Below are 12,639 nucleotides of genomic sequence, written 5' to 3'. Positions count from 1 at the left end.
GACTTGAGGAGCATCCATATGGTTAGCAGCAGTTGCAATGGCTAAGGGTATAACTTTTCCTTTCGCTTGTCGTACTAATAAAGCTGCCATTTCCATTAAATGCTGTTGCGTTTGGGGATTATAAACAGGTACAACAATAGTATAGGGATTATCTCCTAAAGCATGCTTAGTAATTGGCGAATTTACTGGAGTTTTTTCTGTTACCTGAATTGTATTTAAACCTGCTGAAACCTTAGAAGTAATTAAAGGACCCAAAGCTGAGCTTAGCAACATTAGAGCAACAATACTACTTAAAACTTGCTCGTTAATTAATTCTGCTCGAAATCCAATTAAGCTTGCTGCCAAAGTTGTTCCAACTTGAGGTAAAGATAAAGACCACATACTCAAGGTTTCTTGCCAGTTGTAATGGTATATAAATCTACCCATTACTGCTGCAACAAATTTACTGACTAGTAAAATAATTATCAGTAGAACTGTTAAATTGAAAGTATCTGGGTTAGTGATAACAGAAGCTAAATTAACTTGAACACCCAAGTTAACAAAAAATATCGGAATAAGTAAGATATTGCCAACAAACAATAATTTCTCTTTAACTGCTCCTTTACCCAATAACTCATTCAGTGCAAAGCCTGCCAAAAAAGCACCAATAATTTTTTCTACTCCCAAAAATTGAGCTCCAGCAGTTGCAAGAAAAACTGCCAACACTACAAATAAAAATTGATTACCTTCATCATCACCAGAACGTCGAAAAAATTCTTTTCCAGCCCAATAAAAACCTGTAACTAGTAAAGTTGAATAAATAGTTAACCAGCCCAAAAAAGCAAGTAATTCAAAAACATTTAAGCTCAACTGATGAATGACCAAGCACACACTAAAAATTAGCAGTGCTCCAAAATCACTCAGGATGTTAGCTCCAATGGTTGTCGCGATCGCTCGATTATTAATAACTCCCAAACGGCTAATAATCGGATATCCCAGCAGGCTATAAGAAGAAAGTAAAGAACCGATCAATAAGGCTGTGTTCCATTCAAAACCACATAATCGTGCCAAAAAAGTTCCTAGTATTAAAGGTATACCAAAACTAAAGCAACCAAATCCCAAAGAACGATTTAAATGACATCGAAAAAAATCTATATCTACTTCTAGTCCTGCGATAAACATCAGATAAACCAATCCGATGTTGGCAAGCAAATTCATTATACTGGAATTTGCATGAACTAGATTCCAACCACCAGGACCAAGGAATGTTCCTGCGAAAACTAAACCAATCAATCCTGGTATCCGTAGCCGTTCAAAGATAATCGGCACGGTCAGAATCACTACCAGTACAATTGCAAAAGCTCCAATTGCTTCTGGTTCAAAAACTTGTATGTTGGCTCCTAGAACCAGAAATTGAGATAAGAATTCCATAGGTAGGAAATGCATATTGAGGGCAATAATCAAGGCTGGGACTATCCCAAATCAATTGCCTTTACGAGCAAAAAACAAACAGTAGAACCCAAGGAAACAACACAAAAATTTGGCTGATATTTATATTCGTAATTAACTGTCTTAGAACTCTACCTACGGGTGGATTTGACTTAAAATAAATCGCAAGCGATCATAGTCATCTTTTAAAAGTACACTTAGTGTTCGTCCAGCATTAACAAGCCATTGCCTGTCGGCTTTACGTAATCTGTATACTTCTCTAATTGCTGCTGCGGTTAATGAATCTACTGGCGCGCCATTAACCATTAGTAATGTGCGTAAAAAATCTAGTTCTTCGGTAAATTTTATGATATCTTCTGGCTCACATCGATAAACTGCTTGATGAATTTGTGGAGGACGAGGGGGTAAATACTGATACACAAAATCGTCCTTAACTGCTATCTCTGATGACGGCTTATACCCCACAATTGCCGCCCTAAACTCAGTTTTGAGCATAGCAAATATTTGAGGCTGCTCTTCTCTTAAATCCTGTAAAGATAACCCTAAAGCTACGGGTCGGTGTACGGAATCGATGGGCATCGTTGTTACATAATATACAATTCCGTATATCTGATTGCCTGATTCTTCGTCAGTACAAGAAACCCAACTACCAAAAGGCGGCATTGGGGGAAAACTTAAATCTTCTGGTTCCAAACACTGAGCTAAAAATTCCGTTGTCGAAGTTGCAATTACCTCCGCAATATGATTTGGATGGCGATCACTCCTGTCAAACTGTGGCAGGGGAAGACGCATAGCAGTGCTGTCATCATAAGGTTGTAGATATGCAGCTAAGTAATAATAACTTGTTACTTAGCTGATGGGAAAGTCAAAAAGAAAAATCGGTAATAAGAACGATGATATTTTTACCGTTCTCGAATATTTTAACTATCTTAGCTTCAATTTTTTACTAATAAATAATTTCAGTAATAATTTTTGGAGGAAAATCACAGAAAAATTACAAAGAAAATACAAAAAACTTATGTAGGAGTAATGGATAAAATACCACGTTTTTTAATATCTAGAAACCGCCGGACTTTTATCAGGTTGCATCTAAAGAGAAATATTAGTTAAGAAGAAAAATAAAATTAGGTAAAATCTTTATAGAGATTTATCTAAATTTCTAGTTTCTACTTGACACTTAATTCTTGCTTGGTAATTAGGATATTACAATCACCGAGCAAGAATTGTTGATGTATATTTTGTTTTGGAATCTTGAGAGTAGATTATTTAGTTTTTTTGCGTCCTGCTGTTGGCTCTACGGGCTCTAACTCGGATAACCGAAAAGTAACTAATTTATCCCAGTTTCCACCTTCAAACAACACAGCAACTTTACCATCGCTCACCCGTTGTACGAGTCCTTCAAAGCGATAGTAGGTATCTGCAGAATTTTTAACGCGAACAATTGCTCCAGGGAGAATCATAACTTCTAGCTTTAAGTTTTTCCAATGATAACTTAAATCATATATCGCTAATACTTTTGAAAATGACGGAAATTAGCAACTGACTCCACTAAACCGATGGCAAGGAAGTTTGCTAACATTGCCGAACGACCATAACTCATCCAAGGTAAAGGAATACCTGCTACAGGTGCTAAACCAATAGTCATCCCAATGTTCACACTCATTTGGAATATAATCATAGCCAAGACGCCAATGGCCAAGAGCGAACCAAAATTATCCTTAGCTGTCTTTGCTATGTGCAAAAGTCGCATACATACGAAAAAGAATAAAGCAATTAATATTAAACAACCAATAAATCCAAATTCTTCACCAACAGCTGAAAAGATAAAATCTGTATGTTGCTCGGGAACAAAATTAAGCTGAGTCATTGGACCTTTATTTAAGCCCCAGCCAAAAATCTCTCCTGCTCCGATCGCAATTCGGGAATTAATAAGTTGATATCCAATACCTAAAGGGTCTGCATCTGGGTTTAAAAATGAGGTTATTCGACCTTTTTGGTAATCTTTTAATAAATGAGTCCAGGCAAACATTCCCAATTGACCGCACACAATGTTAACCAATAATGGGCCAAAGAAGTTAATACTGTAACGACGCCAAGGTAGGGTACGCCAGCCAATAAGACCCATTGTCAACGCCCAAATTAGTCCTAAAGGTGCAAGGTATAAGTCTTTTGTTATGGAGACCGAAAAAGGCCACTGTATACTAAAAACTATTGCTGCAACGACTGGTGAAATAAGAATTATTAGCCATCCTATATTTGCATTTGCCCAATAGAGCATAGCTAAAACTACCGCACCAAATACTAAAGATGTTGCCAAATCTGGTTGTAAAAATACCAAAAGCCAAGGAACTGCAGTAACTGCTAAAGCACGAATAAAATTGGGAAGTTTATCCGCAGTATGTTTGTGTAGTAAAGCAGCTAGAGTAATAATTACCCCTATTTTGGCAAATTCGGAAGGTTGTATGTAAAACCCCCCAATAGGAATCCACCTTTGGGCACCTTTAGCACTTGTACCTGCTATCATTACTGCAATCAGACTTGCATTGGTTATTGCATAGGTGATCCAATGCCACTGAATCAAATTTTCGTAACGGATACGAGCCAAAATTAAGGCGAAAAACAGACCAACTCCACCTGTAACTAAATGCCAGAACCAATCATTTAGTCCTTGGTTAAGTTCGGCGGAACGAATCATAATTCCGCCAAAGATTGTAAGTGTAACTACTAGAATAAATAATAATAAGTCAACTTGATGCCATGGTCTAAACCAAGACTTCCAGCGAATTTTGGCAGTAGAGTAACGTGACCTTTTTAACAACATCGGTGATTTTATATTATCGTTTTTAGATTTTAAATTTAGGTGCTTCTAAAAATCTGTATTCCCAGACAATAGACCGGGAATCAGACAAAAATGAACTTATTTTGGTATTTTGGTGTGACTTTTACTTTATGTAAGTGCTGCAACTGACACTTTACCTGCAATAGCAAGGGCAATTTTTTTTAAAGCTTGTGCAGAAGCTGAATCTTCTTGAGACACTACTATGGGCACGCCACTGTCACCGCCTACTCTGGCAGATATTTCTAATGGGATGCAACCCAACAAAGGTATTTCTAATTCGGCTGCAGTTTTTGAGCCACCACCAGATCCAAAAATGTCATATTGTTTATCTGGCATATCTGGGGGAATAAAGTAACTCATATTCTCCACTATCCCTAAGATTGGGACATTCATTTGTTGGAACATGCGCAAACCTTTACGCGAATCCAACAATGCTACATGCTGAGGGGTAGTAACAATTATAGCTCCTGCCATTGGTACTGCTTGTGTCAAAGTTAACTGAGCATCCCCTGTACCGGGTGGCATATCAACAATTAAATAGTCTAGTTCCCCCCACTGAACTTGATAAAGAAACTGGCGAATAACACCATTTAACATCGGTCCGCGCCAAATCACTGGTTGGTCCCGATCAATTAAGAATCCCATTGAGACTAGTTTAACGCCATGATTAAAAGCTGGGTGGAGGATATCTCCTTTTTCTGTAGATTCAACTTTAATTTCGGCATCGCTTAAACCTAACATTGCTGGATCGTTGGGTCCATAAATATCTGCATCGAGCAAACCTACTTTGGCTCCGGTTTGGGCTAGAGCAACAGCAACATTTACTGCAATGGTACTTTTTCCTACCCCTCCTTTACCACTGGAAATAGCCAGAATATTCTTGACCCCAGCAATACCACTACGGTCTGGCAAACTTTTCTGTTGGGGAGTTTCTGCTGTAACTTCTACGGATACATCTGTCACACCTGGCAAAGTTTTGACTGCTTTTTGACAATCTTCAACAATAAATTCGCGCAAAGGACAGGCTGGTGTTGTTAGTACTAAGGTGAAACTTACTTTACTACCATCAATCTCAACGTTGCGAATCATATTCAATTCCACCAGACTTTTGCGGAGTTCTGGGTCTTGAACCGGTCGCAGAATCTCCAGTACTGAATCAGAATCTAAGACATTATTCATAGTGTTATCACCCTTGCTACCACAATATTGTTGACAAAATGCAATTTCTAATTGCATCTTATCGCTATTGGGTAATAAGAGCTTGAGGCTTACAAATACTTTTTCTCTATGACTATCTTTAGGTATATCACTACGAACAACCCTTAGTTAGTTTTGAGGAAGCAGCAATTTTCTATATTTTCTAGCTTTTAATAAGCAAATTTAATTTAAGATTGTCAAAAGCTAAATAGCACTAGCAGATTTCTTTTGATGATAAATTCTACTCACCAAAATTAAAAATCAAAACAACTATTTTTTAAAGATTTATTTTTACTGCTAACACTACTGAGTCTCGCTTCTTCAACTGCTTCAATTAAGGCTCGAGCTACACGATCTGCGTAGGGACGAGAAAAAGACCAAATCAAAGGCGATAACCAACCACGTAAAGTTACTGAATATGACAAACAAGTACCACAAACCGTAGATTCAACTCTGTAGGTCAATCGCTCTTCAATACCCGGAATTGCCAAAACTCGGATACTCAAAAGTTCTCTGGGGCTGACTCGCTCAACAAAAATTCGGATCGGAATCGGCGAGAATCTGGTCACTGCTTGAAAAATCAATCCGGGCTTCGGTACTAAACCGGATGGAACATTAGTACTTTTAAAAAGGGGATGCCAAGAAACATCCCCCAAATCTACTAACTTTTGCCATAGTTCGTCCACTGACACGGGACTAATTTCTCTATAAGTTCGTACTAAAGAAGCACAAAATCGACGACGTTTGCGGTGGATGAATTTAGATAACCAACTTCTCATTTTCCTAAATCCTCCTAGCGCTTAATTGTTGACAAATTTGGCTTGATAGATCGGTCTTTTGTAGCTGAATTTCCCAGCTGTGTCTACTCTGCTGATAATGAAAGGGAGCAAATTTCTATTTGAACATAGTAAATACAAAATACAAATATCAATTAAATATAAATATAGTTAACAAGCCAATACTGTATTAATTAAAACTATTGTAAGGATTAATCTTATCAGATAAGGCATTCAGCGCAACTATTTTACAAAACGAGAAAGTGCAACCCATGACTTTAATTGTTAGTTGTAGGTTACTAGCAAAACTGAGGGAAAATTAAGATAAGCACTCCCTATCCCAGCATACCTTTTAGATTACAAACAATTCACTACGCATAAAACAATATTTTTTTACTAAAAACTATTTAAGTTCAAATTAATTAACAATTATGTTTTGGTCAAATATCGAGCTTATACTTGATAGTTGCTCTAGATTGACAAAATCTTGTATCAGTCAAAGAGAAAAACCGGAATTTTGAATTTTTAGCCAGTATTACATCAGTAAAGCTTGCTCTTAAGTAAAAAATGTCTCTTTGTGAATTGAATTAAGTCACAAAAAGTTAACTAACGTTCAAGAGAAACCAAATTTAAGAGAAAATAGCCTTCATGTCAGTAATGGCGTAAATCCGCAAATTTCCTGGCAAAAAATCAGCAAAGCAAGGCAAACATTATTGTCTTTGTCTATTTGCTAGAGCAAAATCCTGGTATCTTGCACAAAAAGCAAACCTTGGTTAATTACGAAAAAATAAGTATCAAAAGTCTTAATATTTCGTGTATTTTCCCGGATAACTAGGTATTGTTGAGAATGGTGCAAGATATTAAGAATCCATAATTCATAATCATTAACGATCTATGGATTTAAGTTGGAAAAATTCATTTGAGCAATGGGAATCTTAATCTAGGTCCGAGAATTTATGTTGACAAACTCGCAAGCACCCACATCCCCCCAAAAAGATCACAAATCTTTACCTCCCACTGATGCTAAAGAAAGAGTCAGTCAGTGGATGAAACAGTTACAAGATGAAATCGCCCAAGGTTTGACTGAAATAGATGGTAAAGAAACATTTCGCGAGGACAGTTGGGAACGCCCAGAAGGAGGAGGCGGTCGCTCGCGAGTACTAACCGATGGCGGAGTTTTTGAGCAAGCAGGGGTTAATTTTTCCGAAGTTTGGGGTGAAAATTTACCCGCATCAATTTTGACACAGCGCCCAGAAGCTGCGGGACATAAGTTTTATGCAACCGGTACTTCAATGGTATTGCATCCTCGCAGTCCCTACGTACCAACTGTTCATTTGAATTATCGTTACTTTGAAGCTGGACCTGTATGGTGGTTTGGTGGTGGAGCAGATTTGACCCCCTACTATCCATTTGCTGAAGATGCAGCACATTTTCATCAAACCCTGAAAAAAGCTTGTGATGATCATCATAAAGAATATTACCCAGTATTTAAGAAATGGTGCGATGAGTATTTTTATTTGAAGCATCGTCAAGAAACCCGAGGTGTTGGCGGCTTATTTTTCGACTATCAAGATGGAAGGGGTTTGCTTTACCGTGGTCGCAATAAAGACGGTGATGCAGCAAAATATAGTAGTGAAATAGGTGCGCCCGAGCAACGTAGTTGGGAGGATTTATTTAGTTTTGTCCAGTCATGTGGTGAAGCATTTTTGCCCGCCTACTTGCCAATTGTTGAAAGGCGTAAAGATAAAGAATATGGCGATCGCGAACGCAATTTCCAGTTATATCGTCGTGGTAGGTATGTAGAATTTAATTTAGTTTACGACCGAGGTACAATTTTCGGCTTGCAAACTAATGGACGTACAGAGTCAATTTTGATGTCCCTACCACCTTTAGTTCGCTGGGAATATTGTTATAAACCAGAAGCACCATCCCCTGAAGCCGAGTTGTATGAAACTTTCTTAAAACCCCAAAATTGGGCTAATTGGACTCCAAGTCACAGCAAATCGGTGTGAGTTAAACTACTAAAAATAAGTATCTAGCGATTAAAGTCATATTTATAGCTGTAGCTTGTAATGTCAAGCTACAGTATATGTTGTTGTTCCGGTGATTTTTTTGCTATTTATCAGCAGAGTTTTGCTGGAACAACATTTAAGCTAGAAAAACTGTAGTTAATTCAAAAAGTGCTAAGGGGAATCTCAGTGATTCAAATAGAGCAAAAGAGTTATACAACCCAAGAGGGTGATACTGTTATTGTTTTGACACCATCAGGACGCTTAGATATCACTACGGCTTGGCAATTCCGCCTAAAGTTACAAGAGTGTATTTCTAAACTGAGCTCTCATGTGGTGGTTAATTTAGGTCAAGTTAATTTTATTGATAGCTCTGGTTTGACTTCCTTAGTTGCTGGCATGCGTGATGCCGATAAAGTCAAAGGTAGTTTCCGTATTTGCAACGTTCATCCAGAAGCAAAGTTAGTGTTTGAAGTCACAATGATGGATACCGTATTTGAAATTTTTGAAACAGAGGAGGAAGCTTTGGAAGGAGTGCCACGTAGTATAAAAACTTAAGATGGGGTTAAATTTAATCTAGATATTTGCTTAGGGTAGTTTCGTAGTCTTTTTGTGAAAGATTATCTATTGTTCAGAAAACTTAAGTAAAACCTCAGAAACTTAAGCAAAAAATCCATACTGTTTTCTCTTAGTATAAGAAAACGGGCCTAATATTGCTCCCCAAGTTGCTTGTCCCGTTTGTGGGTCCACTCCTTTGTCATAACTAAATAACTGAGAGTTTGTGACTTCAAATCCCAGGGAAACTTGTATTGTTTTATCTTGAAACGTAAAACAACATTTTGTGTCTCTTGGAGGCTTTGCAGTGAAATGATAGTTATTGTCAGTAATTATGCGCTTTTCAATGTTAAGAATGCAGCCTGGAAGTAACTCTAGGTCATAGGGTTTTAATTTCTTTAACAATTCTCTGTCGCGACCTGCACCAGCTAACTTTGTAGGATTTTTGGGTAAGTAATACTGTACTTGTAATAATTCTTTGCTAGTGCTGCGGTTGATTTGTAATCGCATTACACGTTGGCGATATGGATTATTTGGGGTAATTGTATTAACTTGTTCGGCAAACAAAGCTAAGCTGTCTTCAGGAAATAAATCTACAGGAACTTGCCAAAGGCGTAGATTGACATACCAAGCAGGTTCAGCTATAGCTTGTTCCTGATTATCGAATTCACCCGCTAAATAATTGCCCAAAGTAATTAAATCTGACGATACGTTCATAAGCGTAATCAACAATTATGAAGCATTATAATTTCTTGCTAGTAACACAGAGAAAATATTTAAAATAAAAAAGTAAACTTTCAGGGATCCGATTGGGGATCCTCCAAAAGTCCATTAACTTTTTCTAACTCGATAGCACAACGTCATGCTTTAACACGACAAAATACCTAAGTTGTTTATGGAGTTTCATAAACTCAACAGATTTACGTCCGTTGAATATTATTGAATATACCCTGATTGAAAGATTGAGCTTGGCAAAGATCGCCTGACGAGAGAGAATGAGTATACGTCGCCCTGACATTATTGAATAATTAAATTTTTCTACGTGAATAACGTTCGTACTGTTTCTGATACTAAAAGAAGTTTCTACACCCTTCATACCCGCCCGATTAACAGTATTTATCGTCGGGTAGTTGAAGAATTAATGGTGGAAATGCACCTGAATTCGGTAAATGTTGATTTTTCCTACAATCCAATTTATGCCTTGGGCGTCGTCACAGTTTTTGAACGCTTCATGAAAGGCTACAATCCACAAAAGGATACCGAATCGATTTTTAATGCTTTAGTTAAAGCTATAGAAGAAGAGCCACAAGTTTACCAACAAGACAGCCAAAAACTGCAAACCTTGGCAAAAAACCTAGGTTATCAAGGGCTAATAGCTTGTTTAGGACAGGAAAATTATTCGGACAAGGATGCTGAATTACAAGCGCTATTAGAATCAATTTCAAATAATCCTAAATTTAAATACAGTCGCCTATTCGCTATTGGTATATTTTCTTTACTGGAATGCTCAAATCCAGATTTAGTTAAGGATGAAAAGCAGCTAGCTGAAGTATTACAGAAAATCGCCACTGGTTTAAATCTTTCCCAAGATAAATTCAGTAAAGACTTGGAGTTGTATCGCTCTAATTTAGAAAAGATGCAACAAACCTTGGTTGTCATGGCAGATATTTTGTCAGCTGATCGTAAGAAGCGCGAACAGCGTAGTAAGTATTCTACAAGTTCAAAGCCTGAAACTTCTAATCCTGAAACTTCTAATCCTGAAGCCTCCAGCCCTAATACTTCTGAGAATGAGAATTCGGATAACACAGTAACTACTCCTCCAAGTTCAAATTCTGGGGAGTAAGTAGTTAAGTTAAGATATTTTCTGATGGTAACTGTATCTTAGATTATTCTCTAACTGAACTGGGTTCTACATGGTAATAGTTTGGCAAAATAATGCACAATGAAACCTTGTAAAGACGTAGCTTGCTACGTCTTTATATTCAGATAATTTTTAGTGAAGAATTTTAGTCAACCTCAATGTTTCTCAAGGATTTATTGGTTGGGAGCAGGAGGTGCTTGAGGTGCAGGTGAGCTAGTTTTGGGTTGGATTGGTAATGTTGGTAATGGAATATTATTAAAACTAGGATTAATTTCAGAATTATTAGGAGTTTTTTGTAACGAGTTGGGTGGTAATGAGTTTGGTAAAACTGGCAGTCCAGGATTATTTATCGAAGGATTCAAATTGGGGGATAAGGGTTGTTGAGAACTTGCTTCCTGACCTGGAATAATTCCTAAAGCTACGCGCTCACCTCCCACTTGTCTTAGTAAATCTAGCAGTTTTACAACATCATTATAAGTTGCCGAACGAGAAGCATTAAGAACTAAAGTTCCTTGAGGATTTTCCTCAAGATATTTTTTTAAATTAGATTTTAATTGAGTTTCATCGACCTGCTGTTTTTCTACATAAGTTAAACCAACAGCATCTATGGTTATGGGTAGTATATTGCGTTTCCCTTGAATATTAGTTGTAGCAGATGTCCCTGAAGATGCTTTAGGTAAATCTACATTAATTGCTTGCTGTCTAGTAAAATTCAAGGCAGCTAACAGAAAAAAAGTCAGAATACAAAAAACAACATCAATCAGGGGAAGAATATGAATTTGAGCTTCTTCTGTTGGAGAATGCAGGTTAATTTTCATTTTTTTAGTGTCTCAACCCGATAGCAATTAAAATTGAGGTCGATCTGATTATTCTCGGTGGGATTTTGGTGGTAATTCAGGATTTTCCGATGCTGTATTTTTACGCTTTGAGCGGCGAGAATTAAAGCGATTTTGTTTTGAAGCAGGTGTACTTTCCATACCAGAAGGTAAACTTTTTTCAGTAGCAAGATTACTAAAATCTGGCGGATATTGTCGGTAAAGTAGCTCTAAATCATTTCCAGCTTTGCGAAATATTTTCACTTGATTTACTACAAAAGCTTGGAATAACCGATAAAATACCAGGGCTGCGATCGCCACCAATAAACCTGTTGCAGTACTAATTAAAGATTCTCCAATACCTTTAGGTACACCAGCAGCAGCATCTGTTCCCAGGTCCCCTAATTTAATTGCGAATAAAGACTGAATTAATCCCAACACCGTACCTAATAATCCTAGCAACGGCGATAGAGCAATCACTAACTCTAAGATTTTTTCACCACGCCGCATTCCTGCAATTTCATCTTCTGCAGTTGCTTCCAGTGCTAAACGAAAAGTCTCAGCATCGGCTTTTGACAAACTAAGGGGTGCGTAGAGAAATCTACCAATGGGTTGATTTGTTGCTTTTCTAGCAATTTCAGCTGCTTTTGACCAATTATTACTAGCAGCCTTTAATACCTGGTTAACGATTTGACTTTCTTGAGTCAAAATTTGTAGCCAGAACCATAAACGTTCAAAAATTACGCTTACAGCCAAAACTGATAGGGCAAGTAGCGGCCACATTGCTGGTCCACCCTTATTAAACCAATCTACAATATCCACTGTTTTTAGTTGCCTCCGTTCCTCTCACAAATATTTTCTCATCGTTATTTTGGGATTAAATAAATTAATCCAAGTTTTTATACAAGTGTTAGATTTAACTAATATGCCTTTAGAACCGTTAATATTGAGATTTTTCATTCCTGTAGCATCTTCCAGACAAGTTAGGACGGTTATTTCCACAGGACGCTAAAGATGATTTTTGTCAAAATTAAAGATAGTTAAAGGATTAAGATATGAAGTTCTCAGTTCAATCTGTTTATGAATGGTATCGCAGTACACTACGTAATCCCAAGTACCGCTGGTGGATTATTTTAGGAACACTAGTTTATCTTGTAAG

At 37.3% G+C, this 12,639-nt stretch carries 11 protein-coding genes and 2 pseudogenes; 4 read left to right on the top strand and 9 right to left on the bottom strand.

The window, feature by feature from the left end; translation table 11 throughout:
* The 6 genes from QNJ50_RS26600 to QNJ50_RS26575 form a co-directional block, all read right to left on the bottom strand.
* On the bottom strand, window positions 1–1,410 hold a 1,410-nt coding region (locus QNJ50_RS26600; RefSeq protein ID WP_300641625.1), incomplete at its 3' end, for a cation:proton antiporter.
* A gap of 153 nt (window positions 1,411–1,563) precedes the next feature.
* A complete protein-coding gene (locus QNJ50_RS26595) occupies window positions 1,564–2,220 on the bottom strand; it encodes an HAS-barrel domain-containing protein (protein WP_300641622.1) in 657 nt (218 codons plus the stop codon).
* Window positions 2,221–2,690: 470 nt separating this feature from the next.
* Window positions 2,691–2,888, bottom strand: coding sequence for an NAD(P)H dehydrogenase subunit NdhS (locus tag QNJ50_RS26590; RefSeq protein ID WP_027843444.1), 198 nt, complete (start codon window positions 2,886–2,888; stop codon window positions 2,691–2,693).
* A 47-nt stretch (window positions 2,889–2,935) separates the two neighbouring features.
* Complete coding sequence (rodA, locus tag QNJ50_RS26585) at window positions 2,936–4,249, bottom strand: rod shape-determining protein RodA (protein ID WP_300641619.1); 1,314 nt, start codon at window positions 4,247–4,249, stop codon at window positions 2,936–2,938.
* A gap of 126 nt (window positions 4,250–4,375) precedes the next feature.
* On the bottom strand, window positions 4,376–5,446 hold the full coding sequence (locus tag QNJ50_RS26580) for an Mrp/NBP35 family ATP-binding protein (protein ID WP_300641627.1): 1,071 nt from the start codon (window positions 5,444–5,446) through the stop codon (window positions 4,376–4,378).
* A 272-nt stretch (window positions 5,447–5,718) separates the two neighbouring features.
* Window positions 5,719–6,243: an SRPBCC family protein gene (locus tag QNJ50_RS26575; protein WP_300641617.1), complete on the bottom strand. Its 525-nt coding sequence runs from the start codon at window positions 6,241–6,243 to the stop codon at window positions 5,719–5,721.
* 953 nt (window positions 6,244–7,196) lie between these two features.
* Here QNJ50_RS26575 and hemF point away from each other — a divergent pair.
* Together hemF and QNJ50_RS26565 are read left to right on the top strand one after the other, a co-directional pair.
* Window positions 7,197–8,252 (top strand): oxygen-dependent coproporphyrinogen oxidase, encoded by a 1,056-nt coding sequence (hemF, locus tag QNJ50_RS26570; RefSeq protein WP_300641615.1) that lies wholly within the window; start codon window positions 7,197–7,199, stop codon window positions 8,250–8,252.
* A gap of 186 nt (window positions 8,253–8,438) precedes the next feature.
* Window positions 8,439–8,807 (top strand): STAS domain-containing protein, encoded by a 369-nt coding sequence (locus QNJ50_RS26565; RefSeq protein WP_027843448.1) that lies wholly within the window; start codon window positions 8,439–8,441, stop codon window positions 8,805–8,807.
* Between the two features lie 102 nt (window positions 8,808–8,909).
* Here QNJ50_RS26565 and QNJ50_RS26560 read toward each other — a convergent pair whose 3' ends face one another.
* Window positions 8,910–9,521 carry a chromophore lyase CpcT/CpeT gene (locus QNJ50_RS26560; RefSeq protein ID WP_300641612.1) on the bottom strand — a complete coding sequence of 204 codons (612 nt, stop codon included), beginning with the start codon at window positions 9,519–9,521 and terminating at the stop codon, window positions 8,910–8,912.
* A 325-nt stretch (window positions 9,522–9,846) separates the two neighbouring features.
* On the opposite strand from QNJ50_RS26560, the pseudogene psb29 reads away from it, so the two are divergent.
* A pseudogene (gene psb29 / locus QNJ50_RS26555) lies at window positions 9,847–10,512 on the top strand (photosystem II biogenesis protein Psp29); the annotation flags it as partial.
* Window positions 10,513–10,838: 326 nt separating this feature from the next.
* Here psb29 and QNJ50_RS26550 read toward each other — a convergent pair.
* Complete coding sequence (locus QNJ50_RS26550; protein WP_300641610.1) at window positions 10,839–11,483, bottom strand: biopolymer transporter ExbD; 645 nt, start codon at window positions 11,481–11,483, stop codon at window positions 10,839–10,841.
* A 48-nt stretch (window positions 11,484–11,531) separates the two neighbouring features.
* Window positions 11,532–12,302 carry a MotA/TolQ/ExbB proton channel family protein gene (locus QNJ50_RS26545; protein WP_300641608.1) on the bottom strand — a complete coding sequence of 257 codons (771 nt, stop codon included), beginning with the start codon at window positions 12,300–12,302 and terminating at the stop codon, window positions 11,532–11,534.
* A gap of 233 nt (window positions 12,303–12,535) precedes the next feature.
* Here QNJ50_RS26545 and QNJ50_RS26540 point away from each other — a divergent pair.
* Window positions 12,536–12,639 (top strand): annotated as a pseudogene (locus tag QNJ50_RS26540) (DUF1232 domain-containing protein); the annotation flags it as partial.

Source organism: Mastigocoleus sp. MO_188.B34, assembly GCF_030065675.1.
GTDB lineage: Bacteria > Cyanobacteriota > Cyanobacteriia > Cyanobacteriales > Nostocaceae > Mastigocoleus.
The sequence above is the reverse complement of the archived record's forward strand: the minus strand, read 5'-3'. Positions and strand labels throughout refer to the sequence as shown.

Bases quoted from the DNA above. Each gene is read 5' to 3' on its own strand.
- QNJ50_RS26595 (WP_300641622.1), bottom strand. From the start codon at position 2,220: ATGCGTCTTCCCCTGCCACAGTTTGACAGGAGTGATCGCCATCCAAAT.
- QNJ50_RS26590 (WP_027843444.1), bottom strand. From the start codon at position 2,888: ATGATTCTCCCTGGAGCAATTGTTCGCGTTAAAAATTCTGCAGATACC.
- rodA (WP_300641619.1), bottom strand. From the start codon at position 4,249: ATGTTGTTAAAAAGGTCACGTTACTCTACTGCCAAAATTCGCTGGAAG.
- QNJ50_RS26580 (WP_300641627.1), bottom strand. From the start codon at position 5,446: ATGAATAATGTCTTAGATTCTGATTCAGTACTGGAGATTCTGCGACCG.
- QNJ50_RS26575 (WP_300641617.1), bottom strand. From the start codon at position 6,243: ATGAGAAGTTGGTTATCTAAATTCATCCACCGCAAACGTCGTCGATTT.
- hemF (WP_300641615.1), top strand. From the start codon at position 7,197: ATGTTGACAAACTCGCAAGCACCCACATCCCCCCAAAAAGATCACAAA.
- QNJ50_RS26560 (WP_300641612.1), bottom strand. From the start codon at position 9,521: ATGAACGTATCGTCAGATTTAATTACTTTGGGCAATTATTTAGCGGGT.
- QNJ50_RS26550 (WP_300641610.1), bottom strand. From the start codon at position 11,483: ATGAAAATTAACCTGCATTCTCCAACAGAAGAAGCTCAAATTCATATT.